General features: G+C 72.8%; 24 protein-coding genes. 17 read left to right on the top strand and 7 right to left on the bottom strand.

Annotation, left to right across the window (positions count from 1 at the left end; all coding sequences use genetic code 11):
- The first annotated feature begins 84 nt into the window (after positions 1 to 84).
- The 6 genes from EDD54_RS12045 to EDD54_RS12020 all read left to right on the top strand — a co-directional run bounded on the left by EDD54_RS12045 (position 85) and on the right by EDD54_RS12020 (position 7,003).
- Positions 85 to 978, top strand: a complete 894-nt coding sequence (locus EDD54_RS12045) for a TraB/GumN family protein (RefSeq protein ID WP_165644576.1) — start codon at positions 85 to 87, stop codon at positions 976 to 978.
- Between the two features lie 89 nt (positions 979 to 1,067).
- The gene (locus EDD54_RS12040) at positions 1,068 to 1,970 is read left to right on the top strand and encodes a TraB/GumN family protein (RefSeq protein WP_126541404.1); all 903 of its coding nucleotides are present in this window, start codon (positions 1,068 to 1,070) and stop codon (positions 1,968 to 1,970) included.
- Positions 1,971 to 2,183: 213 nt separating this feature from the next.
- The gene (locus tag EDD54_RS12035) at positions 2,184 to 2,681 is read left to right on the top strand and encodes a thioesterase family protein (protein WP_126541403.1); all 498 of its coding nucleotides are present in this window, start codon (positions 2,184 to 2,186) and stop codon (positions 2,679 to 2,681) included.
- Positions 2,678 to 4,297 (top strand): chloride channel protein, encoded by a 1,620-nt coding sequence (locus EDD54_RS12030; protein WP_126541402.1) that lies wholly within the window; start codon positions 2,678 to 2,680, stop codon positions 4,295 to 4,297. The genes EDD54_RS12035 and EDD54_RS12030 overlap by 4 nt, the downstream gene beginning before the upstream one ends.
- A 100-nt stretch (positions 4,298 to 4,397) precedes the next feature.
- On the top strand, positions 4,398 to 6,788 hold the full coding sequence (locus tag EDD54_RS12025; RefSeq protein WP_245515733.1) for an ATP-dependent helicase: 2,391 nt from the start codon (positions 4,398 to 4,400) through the stop codon (positions 6,786 to 6,788).
- The gene (locus EDD54_RS12020; protein ID WP_126541400.1) at positions 6,785 to 7,003 is read left to right on the top strand and encodes a cysteine-rich CWC family protein; all 219 of its coding nucleotides are present in this window, start codon (positions 6,785 to 6,787) and stop codon (positions 7,001 to 7,003) included. The genes EDD54_RS12025 and EDD54_RS12020 overlap by 4 nt, the downstream gene beginning before the upstream one ends.
- 13 nt (positions 7,004 to 7,016) lie before the next feature.
- On the opposite strand, the gene EDD54_RS12015 is transcribed toward EDD54_RS12020, so the two are convergent.
- Positions 7,017 to 7,613, bottom strand: coding sequence for a LysE family transporter (locus EDD54_RS12015; RefSeq protein WP_126541399.1), 597 nt, complete (start codon positions 7,611 to 7,613; stop codon positions 7,017 to 7,019).
- A 121-nt stretch (positions 7,614 to 7,734) separates the two neighbouring features.
- Here EDD54_RS12015 and EDD54_RS12010 point away from each other — a divergent pair, with 121 nt between their 5' ends.
- Positions 7,735 to 8,604 carry a 50S ribosomal protein L11 methyltransferase gene (locus EDD54_RS12010; RefSeq protein WP_126541398.1) on the top strand — a complete coding sequence of 290 codons (870 nt, stop codon included), beginning with the start codon at positions 7,735 to 7,737 and terminating at the stop codon, positions 8,602 to 8,604.
- 47 nt (positions 8,605 to 8,651) lie between these two features.
- On the opposite strand, the gene EDD54_RS12005 is transcribed toward EDD54_RS12010, so the two are convergent.
- Positions 8,652 to 8,864: a hypothetical protein gene (locus EDD54_RS12005; RefSeq protein WP_126541397.1), complete on the bottom strand. Its 213-nt coding sequence runs from the start codon at positions 8,862 to 8,864 to the stop codon at positions 8,652 to 8,654.
- Between the two features lie 256 nt (positions 8,865 to 9,120).
- Here EDD54_RS12005 and EDD54_RS12000 point away from each other — a divergent pair, with 256 nt between their 5' ends.
- The 6 genes from EDD54_RS12000 to ligA all read left to right on the top strand — a co-directional run bounded on the left by EDD54_RS12000 (position 9,121) and on the right by ligA (position 18,121).
- Positions 9,121 to 10,938, top strand: a complete 1,818-nt coding sequence (locus EDD54_RS12000) for an aminopeptidase P family protein (RefSeq protein ID WP_126541396.1) — start codon at positions 9,121 to 9,123, stop codon at positions 10,936 to 10,938.
- A gap of 86 nt (positions 10,939 to 11,024) precedes the next feature.
- Complete coding sequence (locus tag EDD54_RS11995; protein ID WP_126541395.1) at positions 11,025 to 11,669, top strand: LysE family translocator; 645 nt, start codon at positions 11,025 to 11,027, stop codon at positions 11,667 to 11,669.
- A 202-nt stretch (positions 11,670 to 11,871) separates the two neighbouring features.
- Positions 11,872 to 12,804: a UDP-3-O-acyl-N-acetylglucosamine deacetylase gene (gene lpxC, locus EDD54_RS11990; protein WP_126541394.1), complete on the top strand. Its 933-nt coding sequence runs from the start codon at positions 11,872 to 11,874 to the stop codon at positions 12,802 to 12,804.
- Between the two features lie 169 nt (positions 12,805 to 12,973).
- The gene (locus EDD54_RS11985) at positions 12,974 to 13,801 is read left to right on the top strand and encodes an outer membrane protein assembly factor BamD (protein WP_126541393.1); all 828 of its coding nucleotides are present in this window, start codon (positions 12,974 to 12,976) and stop codon (positions 13,799 to 13,801) included.
- A 34-nt stretch (positions 13,802 to 13,835) separates the two neighbouring features.
- Entirely contained in the window at positions 13,836 to 15,500 is a 1,665-nt protein-coding gene (gene recN / locus EDD54_RS11980; RefSeq protein WP_126541392.1) for a DNA repair protein RecN, read from the top strand.
- Between the two features lie 452 nt (positions 15,501 to 15,952).
- On the top strand, positions 15,953 to 18,121 hold the full coding sequence (gene ligA / locus EDD54_RS11975; protein WP_126541391.1) for an NAD-dependent DNA ligase LigA: 2,169 nt from the start codon (positions 15,953 to 15,955) through the stop codon (positions 18,119 to 18,121).
- 23 nt (positions 18,122 to 18,144) lie between these two features.
- Here ligA and EDD54_RS11970 read toward each other — a convergent pair whose 3' ends face one another.
- Positions 18,145 to 18,771, bottom strand: coding sequence for a hypothetical protein (locus tag EDD54_RS11970; protein WP_126541390.1), 627 nt, complete (start codon positions 18,769 to 18,771; stop codon positions 18,145 to 18,147).
- Between the two features lie 246 nt (positions 18,772 to 19,017).
- Between EDD54_RS11970 and pncA the strand changes: the two genes are divergently transcribed.
- The 4 genes from pncA to EDD54_RS11950 all read left to right on the top strand — a co-directional run bounded on the left by pncA (position 19,018) and on the right by EDD54_RS11950 (position 21,645).
- Positions 19,018 to 19,644: a bifunctional nicotinamidase/pyrazinamidase gene (gene pncA / locus EDD54_RS11965; protein ID WP_126541389.1), complete on the top strand. Its 627-nt coding sequence runs from the start codon at positions 19,018 to 19,020 to the stop codon at positions 19,642 to 19,644.
- A gap of 71 nt (positions 19,645 to 19,715) precedes the next feature.
- Entirely contained in the window at positions 19,716 to 20,561 is an 846-nt protein-coding gene (locus EDD54_RS11960) for an AraC family transcriptional regulator (RefSeq protein ID WP_126541388.1), read from the top strand.
- Between the two features lie 80 nt (positions 20,562 to 20,641).
- Positions 20,642 to 21,349 (top strand): AzlC family ABC transporter permease, encoded by a 708-nt coding sequence (locus tag EDD54_RS11955; RefSeq protein WP_126541387.1) that lies wholly within the window; start codon positions 20,642 to 20,644, stop codon positions 21,347 to 21,349.
- Positions 21,346 to 21,645 (top strand): AzlD family protein, encoded by a 300-nt coding sequence (locus EDD54_RS11950; RefSeq protein ID WP_126541386.1) that lies wholly within the window; start codon positions 21,346 to 21,348, stop codon positions 21,643 to 21,645. Before EDD54_RS11955 ends, EDD54_RS11950 begins: the two co-directional genes overlap by 4 nt.
- Positions 21,646 to 21,657: 12 nt before the next feature.
- Here EDD54_RS11950 and EDD54_RS11945 read toward each other — a convergent pair whose 3' ends face one another.
- The 4 genes from EDD54_RS11945 to EDD54_RS11930 all read right to left on the bottom strand — a co-directional run bounded on the left by EDD54_RS11945 (position 21,658) and on the right by EDD54_RS11930 (position 24,560).
- Positions 21,658 to 22,506 carry an alpha/beta fold hydrolase gene (locus EDD54_RS11945; protein WP_245515732.1) on the bottom strand — a complete coding sequence of 283 codons (849 nt, stop codon included), beginning with the start codon at positions 22,504 to 22,506 and terminating at the stop codon, positions 21,658 to 21,660.
- A gap of 100 nt (positions 22,507 to 22,606) precedes the next feature.
- The gene (locus EDD54_RS11940) at positions 22,607 to 23,149 is read right to left on the bottom strand and encodes a chromate transporter (RefSeq protein ID WP_126541384.1); all 543 of its coding nucleotides are present in this window, start codon (positions 23,147 to 23,149) and stop codon (positions 22,607 to 22,609) included.
- Entirely contained in the window at positions 23,146 to 23,730 is a 585-nt protein-coding gene (locus EDD54_RS11935; RefSeq protein WP_126541383.1) for a chromate transporter, read from the bottom strand. The genes EDD54_RS11940 and EDD54_RS11935 overlap by 4 nt, the downstream gene beginning before the upstream one ends.
- Positions 23,727 to 24,560, bottom strand: a complete 834-nt coding sequence (locus EDD54_RS11930; RefSeq protein ID WP_126541382.1) for a hypothetical protein — start codon at positions 24,558 to 24,560, stop codon at positions 23,727 to 23,729. The genes EDD54_RS11935 and EDD54_RS11930 overlap by 4 nt, the downstream gene beginning before the upstream one ends.
- Positions 24,561 to 24,680: the final 120 nt, after the last annotated feature.

Raw genomic sequence — 24,680 nt, 5'->3', positions numbered from 1 at the left:
TCGCCCGGGACCGTATCAAAGGACCGGCCGCCGATCCAAGGGCGCGCCGCGTGTTTTCCCAATCGAACCGGGAGAATGGCTGGGATGCAGAACCGCCCGGGCCGTGCCGCGGCGCCTCACCGCTGGCGCACCCTCGCCGCCGCCGCCGCGATCGTCGCCGGTGTCGCGCCGGCCGCCGCCGATCCGGCGCTCTGGGTGGCGCGCGACGCCGATTCCACCGTCTGGCTGCTCGGCACCGTCCACGTCCTCGAGACCACGCGCGAGTGGCACACCGCCGCGATCGACGACGCCTTCGACGCATCCGACGAGCTCTGGCTCGAGATCGACCTCCTGAACGACGACAGCGCCGGGTTCCTCGCCATGGCGAAGCACGGCACCAGCCCGGACCGCAGCCTGACGAGCCGGCTCTCCGCCGCCGAGCGCGCGAAGCTCGACCGGGTCGCCGCCGCGGCGGGGATGACGGTCGCCTCGCTCGAAGGGCTCAGGCCCTGGCTGGCGGCGGTGCAGCTCACCGTCGGCCTCGCCAAGGGCGCCGGCCTCGACGGCCCCGGCACCGACCTCCAGCTCGCCCGCCTCGCCGCCATGCGCGACAAGCCGATCCGCGCCTTCGAGACCGGCGAGGCGCAATTGAAGCTGTTCTCCTCCCTGACCGACGAGCAGGAGCTCGCGCTGTTGCGCCAGACCCTCGACGAGGCCGAGGGTGGCGCCGCCACCCTGCGCCGGCTGGTCGCGGCCTGGGCCTCCGGCGACGTCGACACCCTCGAGACGATCGGCGACGGGGCCATCCGCGACAGCGACCCCGGCGCCTACGAGGCCCTGATCGTGCGCCGCAACCGCGCCTTCGCCGACCGCATCGCCGCGCTGATGGCCGGCTCCGGCACCGCCTTCGTCGCCGTCGGCGCCGCCCACCTCGGCGGCCCGGACAGCGTCCAGCGCCTGCTCGCCGACAAGGGCGTCGCGACCGAACGGGTGGAGTGAGCGACGCCCGCCGGCGTGGAACGGGACGGCCGTTCGCGCCGACGCGATCCCTGGTTGCGACCATCGCCGGATGGTGATTTCCTGCGGCCATGGACAACCCTCGCGCGTTCCTCCGCTCCCTCCTCCGCCTCGCGATCCTCGCCCTCGCCACCCTGTCGCCGCACGCGGCCGGGGCCGTGGAGCCCGGATCGCCGCCGCTCTGGCGCATCCGCGACGCCGACACGACGATCGTGGTCCATGCCCTGCCGATGGCGATCGAACCCGGCATGGAGATCCTCGGCACCGCCGCCCGCGCCGCGATCCGCGCGGCCGACGAGGTCGCCGTCGTCGACTTCACGGACGCCGGCAGCGCCGGCCTTCTCACCGGGCTGACTGCGCTCGCCGCCGGATCGAAGGCCAGTGGAACCCTCGCCGACGACCTGCCGCCCGATCTCCTGGACCGGCTGAAGCGGCGTTGCGGCGAGATCGGGCTCGACTTCGCCACGATCGAGCGCGCGCGCGGCTGGATGGCGGCACTGACGCTCCTCGACCGGGCCGTGCGTCACGCCGGCCTGGAGAGAGCCGGGATCCGCGCGGCCGTGCGCCGCTTCTCGCGCGAGGTCGGCACGCCCGTCGTCACCGTCTCCAACGGCGCGGCGTATCTCGCCTTCGCCAAGGACATGACCATCGACGAGGACGTCGCCGGCCTCGAGCAGGTGCTCGCGGTGACCGCCGACGACGGTGCCGCGATCCGGCTGCAGGCCCGGGCGTGGTGGAGCGGCGACGTCGCGCGCTGGAGCGCCGTCGCGCCCTCGTTCCAGGTCCGCGGCTCCAAGCTCGAGACCTTCGACCGCCGGCAACCGCTGATCATCGCCGGCTGGATCGTCGAGCGCCTCGAACGACCCGGCCTGGCCGTCCTGGTGGTGGACCTCGATTCCTTCGTCGGCGCCGGCGACGTCCCGGCCCTCCTGGCGCGGAGCGGCCTTGCCGTCGAACGGGTTTTCAGCCGCTGAGAGCCTGCTTCAAAAGTCGGCGACCGAGGGGCGCCTGGGGGTTTTTCGTCGTCGGCAGGAGCCAAACGCAGCCGATGCCGGAAGCATCGGCGAGGATTGGCGACGAACCGACGGCGGAAAAGCACCGGCGGACCGACCCGGCCGGCTTTTGAAACAGGCTCTGAGACGATCGGGGTGCTTCAACGGCGGGCGCCGCTCCTGTATCCCGGAGGCATGTCCCACGCCGTGCCCTTCACCACCCCGCCCACCGGTCTCGAACCCGGGTGGATCGACTACAACGGCCATCTCAACATGGCCTATTACAACGTGCTGTTCGACCGCGCGGTCGACCTCGCGCTCGACGCGGCCGGCCTCGGCGAGAGCTGGCGCACGGCCGGCGGCGGCACCTTCTTCACCGTCGAGGTGCACCTGCGCTACCTCGCCGAGGTCCCGCCCGACGGCATCGTGCGCACCTCGGTGCGGCTGGTCGGCCACGACGCCAAGCGCGTCCACCTCTTCCTCGAGATGCGCGACGCCGTCTCCGGCCTCCTGCACGCCACCTCCGAGCAGTTGCTGCTCCACGTCGATCCCGCGACCCGCCGCGTCGCCCGCTTCCCCGACGAGGCGGCGGTGAGCCTCGCGGCCTGGGAGCTGGCGGAGTCCGGCCTCGCGCCGGTCGAGGACATCGGCCGCCGCATCGCGCTGTCGTCCGCCCGGCCCGCCTCGGCATGAACGCGGTCCGCCGCTTCCTGTCGGGCTCGGTCGGCGTCCATCTCGCCGCCTTCCGGCGCGAGCGGAGGCCGCAACTCGCCGCTCTCGCCCTCCTCGTCGGCCTCGCCGCCTGCGGCGCGGCGCTCGCCTTCCACGCCGGCGTCGAGGCGCTGCAACGGCTCTGGCTCGGCACCGACACGGCCGGCTTCCTCGCCGCCGCCTCCGCCGCGCCGTGGTGGCGGGTGATGGCCGGGCCGGTGCTCGGCGGCCTCGCCGTCGGCCTGTTCCTCACCGTCTTCCTGCCGAACCAGCGCACCTCCTCGATCGCCGACGTCGTCGAGGCCCGCAGCACCGGCAGCGCCGACCGGCTCGCCTTCTGGCCGGGCGTCGCCAGCGCGGTCGCCACCGTGGTCTCGCTCGGCGCCGGCGCCTCGGCCGGCCGCGAGGGGCCGATGGTCCACCTCGGCGGCACCATCGCGACCTCGCTCGGCAACCGCTTCCGGCTGCCGCCGGACGGCGCACGGACCTTGATCGCCGCGGGCGCGGCGGGTGCCATCGCCGCCTCGTTCAACACCCCGCTCGCCGGCGTGCTGTTCGCCCACGAGGTCATCCTCGGCCACTACGCCCTCGGCGCCTTCGTGCCGACGGTGATCGCGGCGGCCGCCGCCGTGGTGCCCTACCGCGCCCTCCACGGCGACGTCTCGGCCTTCGCCATGCCCGACGTCGCGGTCGCCTCGCTGGCGGAGTTCCCGGCCTTCGCGCTGCTCGGCGTCGCCGCCGGCGCGGCCGCGGTATTGTTCCAGTGGACGCTGGTCGGCACCGACCTCGCCGCCCGCCGCCTGCCGCTGCCGCTGTGGGCGCGGCCCGTGCTCGGCGGCGTCGTGGTCGGCGCCATGGGCCTCGCCTTCCCGCAGGTGCTCGGCATCGGCTACGCCGCCGTCGACGCGGCGCTGCGCTCCGACATGGCGGTGCCGCTGCTGCTCGCCCTGATCGCGGCCAAGATCGTCGCGACCGCGGTGACGCTCGCCTCGCGCTTCGGCGGCGGCATCGTGTTCCCCTCGCTCTACGTCGGCGCCATGACCGGCGGTGCCTTCGGGCGGATCGCGTCGTCGCTGGTGCCGTCGCTGGCGTCGAGCCACCCGGTCTATGCCGTGCTCGGCATGGCCGCGGTCGGCTCGGCCATGCTCGGCGCGCCGATCTCGACGGCGGTGATGGTGTTCGAGCTGACCGGCGGTTTCCAGCTCTCGATCGCGCTGCTGCTCTGCGTCGCCATGGCCAACGCCACCACCCACGCGCTGCACGGCCGTTCGCTGATCGACTGGCAGCTCGAGATGCGCGGCATCCTGCTGCGCGACGGCGCCCACCGCCACACCATGCGCGCGCTCAAGGTCGAGCGCTTCATGAGCCCGCTGGTGACGCCGGCGCCGCTGCCCGAGGACTATCCGCGTGGCACGGTGCTGCACCCGGGCGACAGCCTCGCCCGGGCGCTCAAGCTGTTCGACTTCACCCGCGCCGCCGAGATCGCCGTGGTCGATCCCGCCGCGCCCGACCGGATGATCGCCTGGGCGACCCACGTCGAGGCGCTCCGGATCTACAACGAGGCGCTGGTGGCCGAGGCCGCCGAACGGGTCCGCTGACGCCGCAGCGCACCTGTGCTTCGCCGCGACGTGCCTCGCCGTCGCCGCGGCGTTGCTATATCGTTCTTCCATGCAGCTTCCGAAGAATCAGTCCGCCGCCATGTCCGCATCCGAGTTCCAGGGTCCCCGTCCCGGCGGCATCGCCGCCCGCGCGATGGGTGCGGCGGCGGCCCCCGCGGCCGGCGGCTATCTCGCCGGCATGAATCCCGAGCAGCGCGAAGCGGTCGAAACCCTCGACGGTCCGGTCCTGGTGCTGGCCGGTGCCGGCACCGGCAAGACGCGCGTGCTCACCACCCGCATCGCCCACATCCTGGCGACGCGCCGCGCCTTTCCCTCCGAGATCCTCGCGGTCACCTTCACCAACAAGGCCGCGCGCGAGATGAAGGAGCGCATCGGCCATCTGGTCGGCGGGGCGGTCGAGGGCATGCCCTGGCTCGGCACATTCCACTCGATCGGCGTCAAGATGCTGCGCCGCCACGCCGAGCTCGCCGGGCTCCGCTCCGACTTCACCATCCTCGACACCGACGACCAGCTGCGCCTGATGAAGCAGCTGATCCAGGCCGAGGGCATCGACGAGAAGCGCTGGCCGGCGCGCCAGCTCGCCTCCGCCATCGACGGCTGGAAGAACAAGGGCCTCCGGCCCCACGAGATCCCCGAGGGCGAGGCGCGCGCCTACGTCAACGGCCAGGGCCGCAAGCTCTACGCCGACTATCAGGCCCGCCTGAAGGTGCTGAACGCCTGCGACTTCGGCGACCTGCTGCTCGAGACGCTCGCCGTCCTGCGCGACCACCCGGACGTGCTCGCCGAGTACCACCGCCGTTTCAAGTTCATCCTGGTCGACGAGTACCAGGACACCAACGTGGTGCAGTATCTCTGGCTGCGCCTGCTCGCCCAGGGCGCGCGCAACATCTGCTGCGTCGGCGACGACGACCAGTCGATCTACGGCTGGCGCGGCGCCGAGGTCGACAACATCCTGCGCTACGAGCGCGACTTCCCGGGCGCCAAGGTGATCCGGCTCGAGCGCAACTACCGTTCGACCGGGCACATCCTCGCCGCCGCCTCGCACCTGATCGCCCACAACGAGGCCCGCCTCGGCAAGACGCTGTTCACCGACGCCGCCGGCGATCCCGAGGATCCCAAGGTCTCGGTCGCCTCGTCCTGGGATTCGGAGGAGGAGGCCCGCGCGATCGGCGAGGAGATCGAGCGCTGCCAGCGCCGCGGCGTCGGCCTCGACGACGTCGCGATCCTGGTGCGCGCCTCGTTCCAGATGCGCGAGTTCGAGGACCGCTTCATCACCATGGGCCTGCCCTACCGGGTGATCGGCGGCCCGCGCTTCTACGAGCGCCTCGAGATCCGCGACGCCCTTGCCTATTTCCGCCTCGTCTCGCAGCCGGCCGACGACCTCGCCTTCGAGCGCATCGTCAACACCCCGCGCCGCGGCCTCGGCGACGCCACGCTGCGGGTGCTGCACGAGTTCGGCCGCCGCGAGCGGGTGCCGCTGACCGAGGCGACGCGCCAGCTGATCGCCACCGAGGAGTTCAAGGGCCGCACCCGCGTCGCGCTGCGCGACTTCGTCGAGAGCATCGACCGCTGGCGCGACCAGCTTCCCACCATGAAGCACACCGATCTCGCCGAGCTGATCCTCGAGGAGAGCGGCTATACCGAGATGTGGCAGAACGACCGCTCGGCGGAGGCGCCCGGCCGGCTGGAGAACCTCAAGGAGCTGATCCGCTCCATGGAGGAGTTCGACGGCATGGCCGGCTTCCTCGAGCACATCTCGCTGGTGATGGACCGCGACTCCGGCGACGCCGGCGAGGCGGTGTCGATCATGACGCTGCACTCGGCCAAGGGCCTCGAGTTCGACACCGTGTTCCTGCCCGGCTGGGAGGAGGGCCTGTTCCCGCACCAGCGCGCCCTCGACGAGGGCGGCCGCTCCGGCCTCGAGGAGGAGCGCCGGCTCGCCTATGTCGGCATCACCCGGGCCAAGAAGCGCTGCGCCATCTGGTTCGCCTCCAACCGACGCATCCACGGATCCTGGCAGTCCTCGATCCCCTCGCGCTTCCTCGACGAGCTGCCCGAGGCCCACGTCGAGATCGCCGAGACCGGCTCCAACTACGGCGGCTACGGCCGCCAGAACCCCTACGGCGCCTCGCGCTTCGATCAGGTCGAGCGCTTCTCGTCCAACTACGAGACGCCCGGCTGGCAGCGCGCCCAGAAGGCGCGCGCCGCGGCGGGCGGCGCCGGCGGCGGGCGCGGCGGCTTCGCCTCGCCCGGTCAGGCGCCCTACGGCCGCGCGCCGCGGACGATCGAGGGCGAACTGGTCGCCAAGTCCGTCACCACCGGCGAGGCCCGCTTTTCGATCGGCGACCGGGTGTTCCACCTGAAGTTCGGCGGCGGCACCGTGTCGGCGGTCGAGGGCAACAAGCTCACCGTCGAGTTCGACAAGGCCGGCCAGAAGCGCGTCGTCGAGAGCTTCGTGGAGAAGAAGTGACGACGCCCCCGCCCCCGCCGCGTCCGATGGTCTGCGAGACCTGCGGCGCGCCCTTCGAATGCCTGAGCGGGCGCGGCCCGGACGCCTGCTGGTGCGCCGGCCTGCCGTTCCGCCTGCCGATGCCGCTGCCACCGGAGGCCGGCCCGGTCGCCGACTGCCTGTGCCCGCGCTGCCTCGCGGCCCTCGCCGAACGCCTCGCCGCGACGCGGGACTGACGGCTCGGGCGTTTCAGCCCGCGAGCACCGCCGCCGAGGCGTCCGCGACCAGCAGCACAGAGAACAGCGCCAGCACCGCCGCGGCCACCCGCGACACCCGCGCCGGCGTAACCACACCGCCCGGGCTGCGCGCGATCGCGGCGCCCGCCGCGATCCATCCCGTGGACACCGCCACCACCGCCGCCGCGAAGGCGAAGAAATGGAGCGCGAAGGAGGCCGGCGATCCCGCCGGGAAGATCGCGAAGGCGAAGACGAGGGCCTTGGGGTTGAGAAGCGTCGTCGCGAACACCCGCGCCGCCGTCGCCGGTGCCGGTACGCCCGCGAGCGCCGCGCCACCGGCCCGCCACAGCCGCGCCGCCGACCACGCCAGATACACCGCCGCCGCGGCCTTCAGCGCCGCCGGCAGCAGCGGCGCCGCCACCGCGGCCGGACCGACCACCGCCGTCAGCAGCCCGATCGCGAGGCCGTAGCCCGCGATCTCCGCCGGCACGAGGCGCAGCGAGCGCGGAAGCCCGGCGGCGGCGCCGGAGGCGGCGAGCAGGGTGTTGGTGGGGCCGGGGGTCGCGAGCAGCGTGACGACGGCGAGGAGGAAGGCGACGGGATCGGTCATGGTCCGCCGGTGATGGCGTCTTCGCTGCGTCGCCGCCTTGATCGAACGCAATCGACGTCTGGACAAGGATGCCCGGGGCACCCTACACCACCGCGCGCCGCCGCCGAAACGGGATCCGTCCATGCCGCAGTTCCAGGTCCGTCTCCTCGCCGGCCGCGAGGAAGCCGAACGCATCGCCACCCTGATGGAGGCGGCCTTCGAGGACGAGGGGCCGGTGTCCTGGTTCGAGGACGGCGACGACTGGGCCGTCGAGGCGTGGTACTTCGCCGACGACGCCGAGGAACTGGAAGCCCGCGTCAAGGACGCGCTCGGCTCCGACGCCTTCGCCGCGCCGCTGTCGGTCACCGAGGTGCCTGATGTCGACTGGGTCGCGCTGAGTCTGGCCGGCCTGAAGCCGGTGGTCGCCGGCCGCTTCGTCGTCCACGGCGCCCACGACCGCGCCAACCTGCCCGCCGGCCTGATCGGGCTCGAGATCGAGGCCAACCAGGCCTTCGGCACCGGCCATCACCCGACCACCTGGGGCTGCCTCGTCGCGCTGTCTCGGCTCCTGCGCACCCGCCGCTACCGGGAGGTGTTCGATCTCGGCTGCGGCTCGGGCGTGCTCGCCATCGCCGTCGCCAAGGACGGCCGCCGGCCGGTGCTCGCCAGCGACATCGACCCGCTCGCTGTCGGCATCGCGCTCGAGAACGCCGAACTCAACGGCGTCGGCGGGCTGTTCCGCTGCGTCACCGCCGCCGGCTTCGACCACGCCGCGATCCGCGGCCGGATCTTCGACCTCGTCGTCGCCAACATCCTGGCCGGGCCGCTGAAGCAGCTGTCGCCGCGCTTCCGCGCGCAGACCCGCCCGGGCGCGACCGTCGTGCTGTCGGGCATCCTGACGACCCAGGCGCCGAGCGTGCTCGCCGCCTTCCGCGCCCAGGGCTTCGCCCGCGAGCGCGAGATCCGCCGCGAGGGTTGGTCGACCCTGGTGCTACGCCGCATCGCCGGCTGAGGGCGAACCCCGGCGAACCGGGGCTCGCCGCAACCTGCGCGACGAGATCAGAGCGGGTGCAGGTAACCCTGCGCCTCGAGCGTCGGCCGGTCGTAGCCGAGCCGGTCGAGGGCGACGTCGTCGAGGGCGAGGATGTAGCGGCTCGCGACCTGCCGGGCCTGACGCTCGCGGGCGCCCAGCATGGCTTCGTAGGTGCGGCGGAAAAGACCGGCACCGCGGCTGTTGGAGACGACGCGCGGACCGTGATCGTAGCGGAACATGGCGAAATCCTCGTGGATGTGAACGGCGAAGACCGTTCCCGACGGCGATTCCTCCTCCCGATGTTCGCCATCATGGCGAAGGCGTCGCCGCACCGCCAGCCCCGTCGCGGCGGGGCAGACCCGCGCGCTCCGCATGAGAACCGACATGATCGCGCCATGTGATGCGCACGGCGCGCATCACCGTTCGGCCGTCTTGACCCCCGCCCGGCCCGGGGTCTTGATACGCGCCCCTGAGGTCCGCCTGCGGAGACGTTCCATGTTCCAGACCTTCGAGACGGTGGGCGATCCGACCGCCGGCCCGGCTCGTCTGAAGGCGCTGCGCGCCGAGCTGTCGCGCCGCGGCCTCGACGGGTTCCTGGTCCCGCTCGCCGACGAGCACCAGGGCGAGTACATCCCGGACTCGGCCAAGCGCCTGCAGTGGCTGACCGGCTTCGCCGGTTCGGCCGGCATCGCCGTCGTGCTCGCCGGCGAGGCCGCGATCTTCGTCGACGGCCGCTACACCCTCCAGGTCCGCACCCAGGTCGACACCGCCGCCTTCGTGCCGCACCACCTCACCGACGAGCCGCCGCACGCCTGGCTGAAGACCCGCGTCGGCGCCGGCGCCCGCGTGGGCTACGACGCGTGGCTGCACACCGCCGCCGAGGTCGAGCGCTTCGAGAAGGCGCTCGCCGAGGTCGGCGCCACGCTGGTCCCGGTCGAGGGCAATCCGGTCGACGCCGTCTGGGCCGACCGGCCGGAGCCGCCGCTCGGCGCCGTCACCGTCTACCCCGCCGCGCTCGCCGGCGAGGAGGTCGCCGACAAGCTCGCCCGGGTCGGCCGCGCCATCGCCGAGGCCGGCGCCGACGCCGCCGTGATCACCCAGCCCGATTCGATCGCCTGGGCCTTCAACATCCGCGGCGCCGACGTCGCCCACACCCCGCTGCCGCTGTCCTTCGCGATCCTGCGCGCCGACGGCCGCCCCACCCTGTTCGTCGACGGCCGCAAGCTCTCCAACGCCGTTCGCGACACCCTCGCGGAAGTCGCCGACGTCGAGGCGCCCGCGGCGCTCGAGCCGGCCCTCGCCGCCCTCGGCGCCGGCGGCGCCCGCGTGCTGGTCGACCGCGCCACCGCCGCCGCCCGCGTCGCGGCGCTGGTCGCCGGGGCCGGCGGGCGGATCGTCGACGGCCGCGATCCCGTCGTGCTGCCGAAGGCGCGCAAGAACGCCGCCGAACTCGCCGGCACCCGCGGCGCCCACGTCCGCGACGGCGCCGCCATGGTCCGCTTCCTCGCCTGGTTCGACCGCGAGGCGCCGAAGGGCGGCCTCGACGAGATCGCCGCCGCGACCGCGCTGGAGGGTTTCCGCGCCGAGACCGGCGCGCTGCGCGAGATCTCCTTCGACACCATCTCCGGTGCCGGCCCCAACGGCGCCATCGTCCACTACCGCGTCACCACCGAGACCAACCGGGCGATCAGGCCGGGCGAACTCTACCTGATCGATTCCGGCGCCCAGTACGAGGACGGCACCACCGACATCACCCGCACCCTCGCCGTCGGCGAGCCGACCGCCGAGATGCGCGACCGTTTCACCCGCGTCCTGCAGGGCCACGTCCGCATCGCCCGCGCCGTGTTCCCGAAGGGCACCCACGGCGGCCATCTCGACATCCTCGCCCGTCAGGCGCTGTGGGAGGCCGGCCTCGACTTCGACCACGGCACCGGCCACGGCGTCGGCGTGTTCCTGTCGGTGCACGAGGGCCCGCAGCGGATCTCGCGCATCGCCAACGTGCCGCTCGAGCCGGGCATGATCCTCTCCAACGAGCCCGGCTACTACCGCACCGGCGCCTACGGCATCCGGATCGAGAATCTCGTCGTGGTCGGCGAGCCGCAGACGCCGCCCGGCGGCGAGCGGCCGATGATGGCCTTCGAGACCATTACCTTCGCCCCGATCGACCGCCGGCTGATCGAGCCGGCGCTGCTCGCCCCGGTCGAGCGCGCCTGGGTCGACGACTACCACGCCCGCGTCCGCGACACGCTGATGCCGCACCTCGCCGAGGCCGACGACCGCGCGTGGCTCGCCGCCGCCACCGCCCCGCTCTGAACGCCCCACCCGCGCGAATCGGGTGGCGCGCGCCCGTCGACGCGCCATCCTCTCCCCGCCCCTTCCCCGACCTTCCCGGATCCGAGATGACCTTCCTGCCCGACTGGCCGACGCTCGCCACCTTCACCGTCGCCGTCTGGCTGCTCGCCGCGACGCCCGGGCCGGACATGACGCTCTCGGTCGGCCGCGCCATCGCCGACGGCAAGGGCGCGGGCATGATGGTGGTGCTCGGCACCTCCACCGGCATCGTCCTGCACACGCTGCTGGTCGCCTTCGGCGTCTCGGCGCTGATCGTCGCCTCGCCGACCGCCTTCACGCTCCTGAAGACCGGCGGCGCCGCCTACCTCGTCTGGCTGGCGATCGGCGCGATCCGCCACGGCTCGACCTTCACGCTGGGCAGGGAAGAGTTCGGGCGGCGCAACTCGATGGCCTCGAACTACCTGACCGGCCTCTGGGTCAACCTCCTCAACCCCAAGGTCGTGATCTTCGTCATGACCTTCCTGCCGCAGTTCGTCGACGCCGCCGACCCGCACGTCACCGGCAAGCTGATCTTCCTCGGCCTCTGGATGATCGTGATGGCGATGCCCTTCAACGCCGCCGCCGTGCTGCTCGCCGAACGCCTCGCCGGCTGGCTGCAGTCGAACCGGCGGGTGATGCGCGCGGTCGACTACGTCTTCGCCGGCGTGTTCTCGCTGTTCGCGGTCAAGGTGCTCACCGCCCACGCCCGCTGAGCCGCGCCGCGCCGCGCCGCGCCGGCAGGCGTAACATTGGGTTACCAAGAGTGATTTTTCCTTGCGGGAGGCCCGTGGTCTAACGGATCCGACTTCAACGGTCTTCGTTAACGTGACCGTTCGATTCTGACAGGCGAGCGGGCGCCCCGCGGCGAACGCCCTCCGGAACCGGACAACGGAGACCCCGCAGGTGATTTCGCGAATGCGCTTCGATCTCGGCAGGCAGACCACGCTGGCGCGGCGCGCCGTGCTCTCGGGCGTCGGCGTCCACTCCGGCAAGCCGGCGACCATCGCCGTCTCCCCGGCCGAGGCCGACCGCGGTATCGTCTTCGTGCGCGCCGACGGCGCCCGCGAGGTCGAGATCCCCGCCCGCTTCGACCGCGTCGTCGCCACCGAACTCTGCACCGTGATCGGTGCCGAGGGCCTTTCGGTCGCCACCATCGAGCACCTGATGGCCGCCTTCCGCGGCGCCGGCGTCGACAACGCCCTCGTCGAGATCGACGGGCCGGAGATGCCGATCACCGACGGCTGCTCGGAGGCCTTCCTCGGCCTGATCGAGGAGGCCGGCGTCGTCCGCCTGAAGGCCGGCCGCCGCGCCGTCCGCGTGCTGCGCCCGGTCCGGATCGAGCAGGGCGACGCCTACGCCGAGTTCCTGCCCTTCGACGGCACCCGCTACGACGTCACCATCGACTTCACCTCGCCGCTGATCGGCCGCCAGGGCTACGTGTTCGACCTCGTCCCCGGCGCCTTCCGCCGCGAGATCGCCCGCGCCCGCACCTTCGGCTTCATGAGCGACGTCGAGAAGCTGTGGAAGCTCGGCTACGCGCTCGGCTCCTCGCTCGAGAACTCCGTCGCCATCGGCGAGGACCGCATCCTCAACCCCGAGGGCCTGCGCTGGACCGACGAGTTCGTCCGCCACAAGACCCTCGACGCCGTCGGCGACCTCGCGCTCGCCGGCATGCCCTTCCTCGGCCATTTCCGCTCCTACAAGGGCGGCCACAAGTTGAACTGGATGGCGCTGAAGGCCCTGATGGCCGACGCCTCGGCCCACGAGATCGTCCGCGACGCCGAGACGCGCAGCGCCGGCGAGGCCACCGCCTTCGCCGCCGCCGTGCTCGCCCCCGCCAAGATCTGACCGGCCGCGCGTCGCCCCGTTCGCGGGGCGCCCGCCTGCCTTATTGTCGTCAGAGACCGCGGGCACGTAGCGTGCGGGATCGGTTTGCGCTAGAACCGCAGCGGATTCACGATACCAGGATCGGGCGGGGCCGCGTCGGGCCGCCGCGCGGGACCATCACGGGGTCTTCATGAGGCAGTCCTTCGTTCGCTCCGTCGCCGCCGTCGTCCTCCTCGCCGGCGCCTCTGCGCTCGCGGGCTGCTCCTCCGACGAACCGCTGGAGCCCTTCGTCGAAATCCCCGCCGAGGTCTCCTACAACGCGGGCATCGCCTACCTGCAGCAGGGCGACTACAAGAACGCGACGAAGAAGTTCGAGGAAGTCGACACGCAGCACCCCTATTCGGAGTGGGCGCGCAAGTCGCTGATCCTGACCGCCTACACCAACTACACCCGCGGCAACTTCACCGAGGCGGTCACCTCGGCCAAGCGCTACGTTACGCTCTATCCCGGCTCCGAGGACGCGGCCTACGCCCAGTTCATCATCGGCCAGTCCTATTTCGCCCAGATCCCGGACGTCACCCGCGACCAGGACATGACGAAGAAGGCGATGGACGCCATGTCGGAGCTGGTCCAGCGCTATCCCGACAGCCCCTATGCCGGCGAGGGCCGCAAGAAGCTCGACGTCGCCCGCGACCAGCTCGGCGGCAAGGAGATGGAGATCGGGCGCTACTACCTGAACCGTCGCCAGTACATCGGCGCGATCAACCGCTTCCGCGTCGTCGTCACCGAGTACCAGACCACCCGCCACGTCGAGGAAGCGCTGGAGCGCCTGACCGAGGCCTATTACGCCATGGGCGTGGTCGACGAGGCGCAGACCGCCGCCGCGGTGCTCGGTCACAACTACCCCGAGAGCCGCTGGTACAAGGACGCCTACAAGCTCCTGCAGACGCAGGGCCTGGAGCCGCGCGAGAACACCTCGTCGTGGATTTCCAAGGCGTTCCGCGCCGCCATCCTCTGACCGGCCGCCCGCCGGCCCGACCTGCGGACGAGCCATGCTGCAGACGCTTTCGATCCGCGACATCGTCCTGATCGAACGGCTGGAGATCGAGTTCTCGCCCGGCCTCACCGTGCTCACGGGCGAGACCGGCGCCGGCAAGTCGATCCTCCTCGACGCCCTGTCGCTCGCCCTCGGCGGGCGCGGCGACGCCGGGCTCGTGCGCCACGGCGCCGATCAGGGCCAGGTCACCGCCGTCTTCGCGCTCCGCCCCGACCATCCGGTCCGCGCCGTCCTCGCCGACAACGACATCGACGACGACGGCGACCTGATCCTGCGCCGCGTCCAGTCGGCCGACGGCCGCACCCGCGCCTTCGTCAACGACCAGGCCGTCGGCGCCGCGCTGTTGCGCCGGATCGGCGCCGGACTCGTCGAGATCCACGGCCAGCACGACGACCGCGCCCTCGTCGACGCCGCGATGCACCGCAGCCTGATCGACGCCTTCGGCGGCCTCGAGGCCGACGCCGTCGCGGTCGCCGCCGCCCACGGCGAGTGGCGACGGGCCGAGCGCGCCGTCTCCGAGCTCGAGCGGCGGATCGAATCGGCCCGCCGCGAGGCCGACTACCTGCGCGGCGCGGTCGAGGACCTCACCAAGCTCTCCCCCGAGCCCGGCGAGGAGACCGACCTCGCCGCCCGGCGCCAGGGCATGATGCGCGCCGAGAAGGTCGCGGTCGACCTGCGCGAAGCCTGGGACCAGCTGAACGGCTCCGGCTCGCCGATCCCCGAACTGTCGTCGCTGATGCGCCGGCTGGAGCGCAAGGGCGAGGTCGCGGCGCTGGTCGGCGGCGCGCTCGCCGCGCTCTCCGGCGCGCTCGACCAGCTCGAGGAGGCCCGCGCCGGCTTCGAGCAGGCGCTGCGCGCCGCCGACTACGACCCCGCCGAACTCGAGCGCGTCGAGGAGCGGCTGTTCGCCATCCGCGCCGCCGCCCGCAAGTTCTCGGTCCAGCCCGACGACCTCGCCGCCCTCGCCGCCCGCATGGCCGCCGACCTCGCCGACCTCGACGCCGGCGAGGACCGGCTCGGCGAACTCGCCCGCGCCGCCGCCGCCGCCCGCGCCACCTACGACGCCCGCGCCGCGGCGCTGTCGCGCGCCCGCGAAAAGGCCGCCCGCCAGCTCGAGGCCGCGGTCGCCGCCGAACTGCCCGCGCTGAAGCTCGAACGCGCCCGCTTCATCGTCACCACCACCACCGACCCGGAGGCGCGTGCCGCCGAGGGCATCGACGTCGTCGAATTCTGGGTCCAGACCAACCCCGGCACCCGCCCCGGCCCGATGCTGAAGGTCGCCTCCGGCGGCGAGCTGTCGCGCTTCCTCCTGGCGCTGAAGGTGTCGCTGGCCGACAAGGGCTCGGCGCCGACGCTCGTCTTCGACGAGATCGACACCGGCGTCGGCGGCGCCGTCGCCGAGGCGATCGGCACCCGCCTCGCCCGCCTCGCCGGTGGCGTCCAGGTGCTCTCGGTCACCCACGCCCCCCAGGTCGCCGCCCGCGCCGGCAACCACCTCTTGATCGCCAAGGAAGCCGTCGAGGGCGGCGCCCGCGTCGCCACCAGCGTCCAGCCGATCGGCGCCGACCGCCGCCGCGAGGAGATCGCCCGCATGCTCGCCGGCAGCCGCATCACCCCCGAGGCCCGCGCCGCCGCCGACAAGCTGATCGCCGGGGAGTGATCGGCGGAGGGGCCGAAGCCGACTTGTCCCCCCAAGGCCGACTTGGTCCGCGTGAGGCTGACCATCCACGTCCCGACGGGGCCGCCCGGCCGGGAGGGGAAGGCGCGAGCGGAACCCCGTGGATGGCCCGCCTCCGCGGACCAAGCCGGGTCGGGAGCGGAATGGCCGCCGCACCTAGCTGTCATCCGCGCACCGACCGGCGCTCCCCTTGCTGGCACAGAGAACGAGGCGCGACTCCTTCGGTGACCTGGTCCGCGCAGGCGGGCCATCCACGGGAGTCCGGGCGCAACGGCGACATGCCGCCGTGGGCATGGCAAGTCGTGGGTGGTACGCCCTGACGAACCAAGCCGGCGGCACCCGGCGGCGCATCCACCATTCCCCCCCGCCCCGCTCTTGATCCCCAGCCCCGGCCGTCGTCTAAATCCCCGCTCGCAGAGGACCCGGAAGGCACGATGGCGGACAACTCCCTGGCGCTGAAACCCGTGGACGAGCTGACCTTCGAGGAGGCGGCCGCCGAACTGGCGCGGCTCGCCGCCGAGATCGCGCACCACGACGCGCTCTACCACGGCGAGGACGCGCCGGAGATCTCCGACGCCGCCTACGACGCGTTGCGCGCCCGCAACCTCGCCGTCGAGACCCGCTTCCCCGACCTCGTGCGCGACGACAGCCCGTCGCGGCGGGTCGGCGCCGAACCGTCGGGCGCCTTCGACGAGGTGCGGCACGTCCGGCCGATGCTGTCGCTCGACAACCTGTTCAAGGACGCCGACGTCGTCGACTTCGTCGACACCATCCGCCGCTTCCTCGGCCTCGCCGCCGACGAGATGCCCGTGATGACCGCCGAGCCGAAGATCGACGGCCTGTCGCTGTCGATCCGCTACGTCGGCCGCCGGCTCGAGGTCGCCGCCACCCGCGGCGACGGCTTCACCGGCGAGAACGTCACCGCCAACGTCCGCACCATCGCCGACGTGCCGCAGCTGCTGCCGGCCGACGCGCCGGACGTCGTCGAGGTGCGCGGCGAGGTTTACATGGCCCGGCCGGACTTCTTCGCCCTCAACGAGCGCATGCGCGCCGAGGGCGGCAAGGTCTTCGCCAATCCGCGCAACGCCGCCGCCGGCTCGCTGCGCCAGCTCGATCCCGAGGTCACCGCCAAGCGCCCGCTGCGCTTCTTCGCCTACGCCTGGGGCGACCTGTCGGCCCCTCTGGCCGCCACCCAGTACGACACCGTCCGGCGCTTCGCCGACTGGGGCTTCCCGGTCAACCCGAGGATGGTGCGCTGCGCCTCGGTCGCAGACCTGATCGCCCACTACCACGGCATCGAGGCCGACCGCGCCGCGCTCGACTACGACATCGACGGCGTGGTCTACAAGGTCGACGACCTCGCCCTGCAGGAGCGCCTCGGCTTCCGCTCGCGCAGCCCGCGCTGGGCCACCGCCCACAAGTTCCCGGCCGAGAAGGCCTTCACGGTCCTGCGCGACATCGAGATTCAGGTCGGCCGCACCGGCAGCCTGACGCCGGTCGCCAAACTCGAGCCGGTCACCGTCGGCGGTGTCGTGGTCTCCAACGCCACGCTGCACAACGAGGACTACATCCGCGGCCTCGACCAGTCGGGCCTGCCGATCCGCGAGGGCCGCGACATCCGCGTCGGCGACACCGTGATCGTCCAGCGCGCCGGCGACGTCATCCCGCAGATCGTCGACGTGGTGCTGGAGAAGCGCCCCGCGGACGCCGAGCCCTACCGCTTCCCGGACGTCTGCCCCGCCTGCGGCAGCCACGCCGTCCGCGAGCAGAACGAGAAGACCGGCCGGCTCGACGCCCGCCGCCGCTGCACCGGCGGCCTCGTCTGCCCGGCGCAGCAAGTGGAGAAGCTCAAGCACTTCGCCTCCCGCAACGCCTTCGACATCGAGGGCCTCGGCGATCGCCAGATCGAGTTCTTCCACGCGGTCGACGACCCCAACCTCTGGATCCGCACCCCCGCCGACATCTTCACGCTGAAGCGCCGCGAGGAGGCCGGCGGCATCCGCCGGCTCCAGAACATCCCCGGCTTCGGCGCCGTCTCGGTGCGCAACCTCTTCGCCGCCATCGACGCCCGCCGCACGATCGCGCTGCACCGCTTTGTCTTCGCCCTCGGCATCCGCCACGTCGGAGAGCAGAACGCCAAGCTGCTCGCCCGCGCCTACGGCACGTGGGAGCACCTCCAGGAGGCGATGATCGCCGCCGCCGACCCTGCCTCCGACGCCCGGCGCGAGTTCGACGCCGTCGACGGCATCGGCGACGTCGTCGCCAACGCGGTGATCACGTTCTTCGCCGAGGCGCACAACCGCGAGGCCGTCGCCGCCCTCCTCGCCGAGGTCACGGTCGAACCCGACGTGCCGCCGGTCGCCACCGACAGCCCGGTCGCCGGCAAGACGGTCGTCTTCACCGGCACGCTCGACAAGATGACCCGCGACGAGGCCAAGGCCACCGCCGAGCGCCTCGGCGCCAAGGTCGCCGGCTCGGTCTCGAAGAAGACCGACCTCGTCGTCGCCGGCCGCGACGCCGGCTCCAAGCTCGCCAAGGCCACCGAACTCGGGATCGCCGTGATCGACGAGGACGGCTGGCTCGCCATGATCCGGGGCCTCTGAGCCCCGCCGCCCCCGACCGGCACTCAGGGATCGCCGATCCGAACCTCCAGCTTGAGCGCGGTGCTGTCGAAGAGCCAGTTGCCGAGGGCGTTGACGCCGAAATAGACCGGCTGGCCGGCCTTCAGGGTCCGGGTGAAGGTGAAGGCCTTCGAGCCGCCCGGCTTCTTCTTGGCGAGCACCGCCCCGGGACCGGTGAGCGCGACGTCGATCTTGCTCCCGAACGCGGCCTTGGTCACGTCGGTCGCCCCGACGAAGATCTTCGGCGCGATGCCGGTCGGGCTCGTGTCCATGATCGCGTACGAACCCTTGAAGGTGTAGGTCCCCGCCCGCGGCGCCCGGAAGCGCACGATCGCGTCGACGCCGTCCGCCGGATGCAGCATCAGCACGTTGTCGCCCACCAGCACCGTCCCCGACCCGGGGTCGGCGAAGGCGTTGCCCGACGTGTTGATGTACACGATCGCGTTCCCGACCCTGAAGCAGTCGGTGCGGCCCCCGGGCGTGCCGCAGCCGTCCGTGATGGACGGGACGAGCGTGAACGAGCGTCCCGTGTCGCCGGACCCGTAGGACCACACGCCGCCCGGGTTCAGGTAGGAGAAGTCGCGCACGACCTTGTAGGTCTCGGCGGCCGCGGGCAACGGCGAGGCGAGCAACGCGAGAAATCCCAAGACGAATGCATTGGTCCGGCAATTCATGACGATCCTCCAATGTATGAGTCACTCTCATCCACGAACCCGGACGGGTCAAGCGACCGCCGGGAATCGGCGCGAGCGCGCATCGTGGCGGTCGGCGAGCGCCCGGAGGCGGAACGACGTCCGCCCGCGGGGACGGGTTGAGCCGATCCAGCGCCTGCATTACCAACGAGATCGCCCTGCCCCGCCTGCGACCGGAGGACCGCCATGTCGCCCAGACCCACCGACGCCCTGATCGTCGTCGACGTCCAGAACGACTTCTGCCCGGGCGGCGCCCTCGCCGTCGCCGACGGCGACGCCGTCGTGCCGGTCGTCAACGCCCTCGCGCGGCGCTTCGCCAACGTGGTGCTGACGCAGGACTGGCACCCCGCCGGGCACGCCTCCTTCGCCTCGGCCCATCCCGGCAAGGCACCGTTCGAGACGACCGAACTCGCCTACGGCACCCAGGTGCTCTGGCCCGACCACTGCGTTCAGGGCACGCCCGGTGCCGAACTCCACGCCGGCCTCGAGGTGCCCCATGCCCAACTGGTGATCCGCAAGGGCTGGAACGCCGGCGTCGACAGCTACTCGGCCTTCCGCGAGGCCGACCGCGCCACCCGCACCGGCCTCGCCGGCTACTTGCGCGAACGCGGCGTCGAGCGCGTCTTCGTCGTCGGCCTCGCCACCGACTATTGCGTCGGCTGGACCGCGATCGACGCCCGCGCCGCCGGCTTCGCCGCCGTGGTGATCGAGGACGCCTGCCGCGGCATCGACCTCGGCGGCTCGCTGGCGCGGGCGTGGGCGGACATGGCGGCCGCCGGCGTCGAGCGCGTCACGTCCGCGGCGCTCGGCTGAGCATTTTCGTCCAAGACGGCCGGCACGGGATCGGTCACCACGGGCAGAGTGCGGACGGAACGGAACCGAGGATGGACCAGCAGGCCTCGATCGACCTCGACAGCTTCGGCGGCGGCGACCGCGCGCGCTTCTTTCGCGCGACCCGCCACGGCGGGCTCGAGTGCCTGACCGCGTCCTTCCGCGAGCACCGCTACGCCCCGCACAGCCACGAGACCTTCGTGGTCGGCGTGATCGAGGCCGGCTGCGAGGCCTACCGGCTCGGCGGCGTGCGCCACTACGCCGGCCCCGGCGAGGTCTGCTTCGTCAACCCCGGCGAGGTCCACGACGGCGAGCCCGCCGACACCGGCTACGCCTACCGCATGACCTACCCGTCCGAGGACATGATGCGCGCCGTCGCCGCCGAGGTCACCGGCCGCGACCGCGTCCCGCGCTTCCGGAGCCCGCTGGCCGCCGACGCCGAGGCGGCGGCGCTGTTCTCGCTCGCCCACCGCCGGCTCGAATCGGGCGTCTCCGCCCTCGGCGCCGACGAGGCGCTGGTCGGCGCCTACGCCGTCCTGATCGCCCGCCACGCCGACGTCGGCGTCACCCGCACATCCGTCGCCGACGCGCCCGACGCCGTCGCCCGCGCGCGCGACTATCTCGACGCCCACCACGGCGACGACGTCGATCTCGACACGCTCGCCCGCGTCGCCGGGCTGTCGCGCCACCACCTGATCCGCGCCTTCAAGCGTGCCACCGGCCTGACGCCGCACGCCTTCCTGACCGACCGCAGAGTCCGGGCCGCCCGCCGCCTGCTCGCCGGGGGCAGGCCACCGGCCGAGGTCGCGGCGCTCTGCGGCTTCTGCGACCAGAGCCACCTCAACCGCGCCTTCAAGGCGCGGGTCGGCGTCGCCCCCGGCGCTTTCCGGGTGGCGTGACGGCGTCACTTTCGTCCAAGACGGCCATGGGCGCGCCGGGTTATCCCGCCGCGGCGAAACCCGGAGAGCCGATCGGACCGATGCGAGACCTTGCCCGAAGACCCGCCGCCGAGATCCGCGCCGGCATGCTCGCCATCCTGCCGGCGATCGTCGCCATGGTGCCCTTCGGCCTGCTGCTCGGCCAGCAGGCCGCCGCCAAGGGCCTGACGCCGCTCGAGATGCTGGCGATGTCCTCGATCGTGTTCGCCGGCTCCTCGCAGTTCCTGGCGGTGAGCCTGTGGACCTTCCCCGCCCAGGCCTCGGCGCTGGCGCTCGCCGCGCTGCTGATCAACCTCCGCCACGTGCTGATGGGCGCCTCGCTGTCGGCCAAGATCGAGCATTTCGGCTGGCTGCGCTTCCCGGCCGTCCACGTCATGGCCGACGAGGTCTGGGCGGTCGGCGAGCGCCGGGCCCTGGAAGGACCGCTGACGGTGCCGTTCTGGTTCGGCGCCGGCCTGTTCCTGTTCCTCTCCTGGCAGTGCATGACCGTGCTCGGCACGCTGCTCGGCTCGCTGATCCGCGAGCCCGAGCGCTTCGGCTTCGACTTCGCCTTCCCGGCGATCTTCATCGCCCTCGCGCTCGGCTTCTGGAAGGGCTGGCGCACCGCCCCGGTGATGGCGGCCTCGGCGCTGGTCGCGGTCGCGGTCCACGCCGCGGTGCCGGGCGCGTGGTACGTCGTCGCCGGCGCCGGGGCCGGCATCCTCGCCGCGGTCCTCGCCGCCCCCGCCGACGCGGAGGTCCGGCCGTGACGATCGATCCGCACAACCTCCTCGCCATCCTGGCGATGGGCCTCGCGACCTACGCCACCCGCGTCGCCGGCCTGTTCCTCGCCGGCCGCCTGCCGCGCACCGGACGCGTCCGGATCGCGCTCGACGCCCTGCCGCCGGCCGTGCTCACCGCGGTGATCGCCCCGGCCCTGGTCGAGGGTCCGGCCGAGGCGGTCGCGGGCGCCGTCACCGCCCTCCTCGCCTTCCGCCTGCCGCTGATCGCGACCGTCGCGATCGGCGTCGCCGTGGTGGCCGGGCTGAGAGCGATCGGCTGGTGACGGCCGCGCTCCTCACGGCGCGTCGATGAAGTCCCGGATCGCCTGGGTGTAACCGGCGGGGTCCTGCAACATGGCGAAGTGGCTGGCGTCCTCGAGGATCAGTTCCTTCGCGCCGGGGATGGTCGCGGCGAGGTAATCGGTGTGCTCGCGGGTGATCGCCTCGTCGTGGTCGCCGAGCACGATCAGCGTCGGCGTCCGGATCGTCTTCAGCTGGTCGGCGGTCCAGGCCGGCTCGCTCTCCCACATGTGGGAGATCTGGGCGACGAAGGCGTCGTACTCGCCGGGCGTCGGCGACATCTTGGCGTAGGCCTTGCCCATGCGCTCGATGTAGGCGCCGAACACCGGGTCGGTCGCCACCGACGGCTTGACGCCGTCGACCGTGGCGTTGGCCGCGTGGGCGAACAGGTGCTTCAGCCGCTCCGGGTGCTTCATGGCGATGTCGAGGCCGATGATGCCGCCGTCGCTCCAGCCGACGAGGTCGACCGCGTCGATCTTCAGGTGGTCGAGCAGCGCCACGTAGTCGGAGGCCATCAGGTCGTAGCCGAACGGCGCCTCGGTGCGGGTCGAGCGGCCGTGGCCGCGGCTGTCGGCGACGATCACCTGGTGATCGCGCGCGAGGTCGGCGACCTGGTTGGCCCAGATGTCGCCGTGGCCGAGGCCGCCGTGGATCAGCAGCACGGGCGCGCCCTTGCCGTAGACCGCGTAGTACATCCGGATGCCGTTCACCTCGGCGTTGCCGGTCTCGACCGCGGCGGGCATCGCCGGCGGCTCGGGGATCTCCATCCAGCGCTCCGCCGCCCGGGCGGGCAGGGCGGCGAGCACGACGAAGGCGGCGGCGGCGATCTTGGCGACGAGGGACATGGCAACGGGATCCGTCGAATTGGCGACGGCGGAGTTCATCACGGCCCCGGCGCCCTGTCGAGACGTCCCCGCTCGCCCCGGAACTCTCGCGACCACCGTATCACCCCCCGAGACCGAGACCCAGCCCCACCACCCCGGCGGCCAGCACCAGGAGCGCCGGATTGAGCCGGCGCAGCCCGAGCACCCCGGCGAAGACCGCGACGGCGATCGCCACCGTGGCGGCGCCGTCGATCGCGGTGCGGGCGACGGCGATCGTGCCGGCCGCCATCAGCCCCACCACCAGCGGTGCCAGCCCGCGCTCGACCGCGGCGCGCCAGGGCGATCCGGCGAAGCGGTTCCAGAGCCGGCCCGCACCCCAGGCGATCGCCGACGACGGCCCGAAGAAGCCGGCGATGGCGGCGAGCGCCCCCGCGAGACCGGCGACCTGGTGGCCGATCACCATCACCATCAGCATGTTCGGCCCGGGCACCACCTGCCCGAGGCCGTAGGCGTCGCGGAAGGCGTCCGCGGTCATCCAGTGGTGGCGCTCGACCACCAGCGCGTGGGTCTCCGGCAACACGGCGGCGCCGCCGCCGACCGCCATCACCGAGAGCAGCGCGAACACGGCGAAGACGGCACCGGCGCCGCCGTTGTCGTCCGTCATGGCCGGCCCTCCCCGCCGGTCGGCCGCGGCCGGTGCAGCAGTACCGCGACCGGGCCGAGGGTGACGAGCACCAGCGGCAGCGGCAGCTTCAGCCAGGCGACCGCCGCCACGGTGGCGAGCGCGAGCACGACGTCGGTCGCGCCGTGCACCGTCCGCCGGCCGATCTGCACCACGGTCGCCGCCAACAGCCCGACCGCCGCCGCGCCGACGCCGATCAGCGCGGCGTTGACGCGCGGGTCGCCGGAATGGGCGGCGTAGACCGCGGCGAGGCCGGTGACCGCCACCGCGCCCGGCAGCACCAGCGCCACCAGCGCCACCACCGCGCCGATCGGCCCGCGCAGCCGGTCGCCGACGATCACCGCGAGATTGGTCGCGTTCAGCCCCGGCAGCGCCTGCGCCACCTCGAGGGCGGAGATGAAGCCGTCGTCGTCGACCCAGCCGCGCCGCGCCACCAGGGCATGGCGGAGATAGGCGACCACGCCGCCGCCGAAGGACGTCGCGCCGACGCCGAGGAAGGTCAGGAACATCGCCCCGAGGCCGACGGTCTCGGCGCGGGCGGGTGCTGCGGCGGCCTCGCTCATTCGTGCCCCCCGACCGCACGGCCGGCGATGCCGTAGACCAGCGCGGTCTTGGTGGTGCCGAGCTGGATCCACTCGGCGGTGCCGTCCTGGGCGGCGAGGAAGAACTCCTCGGCCCGGCGCCGCGCCTTGCGGCCGAGGTCGTCGAGCTGCTCGAACTTGGCCTGGAAGGCGAATTCGCCGACCAGCGTGCGTTCGCTCGCCCGGTCGCGCCAGACCGCCACGGTCGCCTTCGCGGTCATGCCCTTGCCGAAGTCGAGCCGGCCGGGGGCGACCTCGACCTCCTCGACCGCGAGGTTGTTGACGAGCGCCACCGGCTTGTCGCCGCAGGCGAGCGGCGCCAGCGCCGGGAACACCCCTGCCACCCGGTCGAGGCCCTCGTCGAGCACGATGCCCGGCGTCGTCAGCACGCAATTGTGGGAGTAGAGCCGGCGGGCGGCGCCGACCCGGTCGGCGAGCGGCAGGATCTCGCACTTGAACTTGATCTCGGCCGCGCCCGACAGCCGCGGCGTCACGTCGACCTTCGCCGCCTCCGCGAGGTCCGGGTGGCGGAACTTGAAGGTCAGTTCGTGCTCCGGCGCCGGCCAGCCGTCGTCGTAGAAGGTGCGACGGCGCAGGATGAAGGCGTTGCGGTAGAGGTCGAAGTCGGGCGTGTCGTAGAACAGCACCTCGCGGACGTGGCGTTTGAACGGCCGGTCCGCTGTCTCGACCGCGACGCCGTGCTCGGCGGCGATCCGCGCGATCTTCTTCCAGTAGACCTCGAACTGGTCGGGATGGAAGAAGCGCTCGGGCCGCAAGAGGATCTTGTACTCGAGGTATCGGATGTCGTCCATGGCGCCCCCCGGCCGCTCGGGGGAACCCGCGTTCGCCGCACCGCGGCGCGCCCTTCCCCTCGCCCGTCGGCCAGCGTGGGCCCGATCCGTGAAAATTTCGGGCCGGCTCGCCGCTCGTCC

Origin of the sequence: Oharaeibacter diazotrophicus (genome assembly GCF_004362745.1) — a bacterium.
Classification (GTDB): Bacteria; Pseudomonadota; Alphaproteobacteria; order Rhizobiales; family Pleomorphomonadaceae; genus Oharaeibacter; species Oharaeibacter diazotrophicus.
The sequence above is the reverse complement of the archived record's forward strand: the minus strand, read 5'-3'. Positions and strand labels throughout refer to the sequence as shown.

What these genes read in the sequence shown, in the direction of transcription:
- EDD54_RS12045 (WP_165644576.1), top strand. Translation starts at nt 85, where the DNA reads ATGCAGAACCGCCCGGGCCGTGCCGCGGCGCCTCACCGCTGGCGCACC.
- EDD54_RS12040 (WP_126541404.1), top strand. Translation starts at nt 1,068, where the DNA reads ATGGACAACCCTCGCGCGTTCCTCCGCTCCCTCCTCCGCCTCGCGATC.
- EDD54_RS12035 (WP_126541403.1), top strand. Translation starts at nt 2,184, where the DNA reads ATGTCCCACGCCGTGCCCTTCACCACCCCGCCCACCGGTCTCGAACCC.
- EDD54_RS12030 (WP_126541402.1), top strand. Translation starts at nt 2,678, where the DNA reads ATGAACGCGGTCCGCCGCTTCCTGTCGGGCTCGGTCGGCGTCCATCTC.
- EDD54_RS12025 (WP_245515733.1), top strand. Translation starts at nt 4,398, where the DNA reads ATGTCCGCATCCGAGTTCCAGGGTCCCCGTCCCGGCGGCATCGCCGCC.
- EDD54_RS12015 (WP_126541399.1), bottom strand. Translation starts at nt 7,613, where the DNA reads ATGACCGATCCCGTCGCCTTCCTCCTCGCCGTCGTCACGCTGCTCGCG.
- EDD54_RS12010 (WP_126541398.1), top strand. Translation starts at nt 7,735, where the DNA reads ATGCCGCAGTTCCAGGTCCGTCTCCTCGCCGGCCGCGAGGAAGCCGAA.
- EDD54_RS12005 (WP_126541397.1), bottom strand. Translation starts at nt 8,864, where the DNA reads ATGTTCCGCTACGATCACGGTCCGCGCGTCGTCTCCAACAGCCGCGGT.
- EDD54_RS12000 (WP_126541396.1), top strand. Translation starts at nt 9,121, where the DNA reads ATGTTCCAGACCTTCGAGACGGTGGGCGATCCGACCGCCGGCCCGGCT.
- EDD54_RS11995 (WP_126541395.1), top strand. Translation starts at nt 11,025, where the DNA reads ATGACCTTCCTGCCCGACTGGCCGACGCTCGCCACCTTCACCGTCGCC.
- lpxC (WP_126541394.1), top strand. Translation starts at nt 11,872, where the DNA reads ATGCGCTTCGATCTCGGCAGGCAGACCACGCTGGCGCGGCGCGCCGTG.
- EDD54_RS11985 (WP_126541393.1), top strand. Translation starts at nt 12,974, where the DNA reads ATGAGGCAGTCCTTCGTTCGCTCCGTCGCCGCCGTCGTCCTCCTCGCC.
- recN (WP_126541392.1), top strand. Translation starts at nt 13,836, where the DNA reads ATGCTGCAGACGCTTTCGATCCGCGACATCGTCCTGATCGAACGGCTG.
- ligA (WP_126541391.1), top strand. Translation starts at nt 15,953, where the DNA reads ATGGCGGACAACTCCCTGGCGCTGAAACCCGTGGACGAGCTGACCTTC.
- pncA (WP_126541389.1), top strand. Translation starts at nt 19,018, where the DNA reads ATGTCGCCCAGACCCACCGACGCCCTGATCGTCGTCGACGTCCAGAAC.
- EDD54_RS11960 (WP_126541388.1), top strand. Translation starts at nt 19,716, where the DNA reads ATGGACCAGCAGGCCTCGATCGACCTCGACAGCTTCGGCGGCGGCGAC.
- EDD54_RS11955 (WP_126541387.1), top strand. Translation starts at nt 20,642, where the DNA reads ATGCGAGACCTTGCCCGAAGACCCGCCGCCGAGATCCGCGCCGGCATG.
- EDD54_RS11945 (WP_245515732.1), bottom strand. Translation starts at nt 22,506, where the DNA reads ATGTCCCTCGTCGCCAAGATCGCCGCCGCCGCCTTCGTCGTGCTCGCC.
- EDD54_RS11940 (WP_126541384.1), bottom strand. Translation starts at nt 23,149, where the DNA reads ATGACGGACGACAACGGCGGCGCCGGTGCCGTCTTCGCCGTGTTCGCG.
- EDD54_RS11935 (WP_126541383.1), bottom strand. Translation starts at nt 23,730, where the DNA reads ATGAGCGAGGCCGCCGCAGCACCCGCCCGCGCCGAGACCGTCGGCCTC.
- EDD54_RS11930 (WP_126541382.1), bottom strand. Translation starts at nt 24,560, where the DNA reads ATGGACGACATCCGATACCTCGAGTACAAGATCCTCTTGCGGCCCGAG.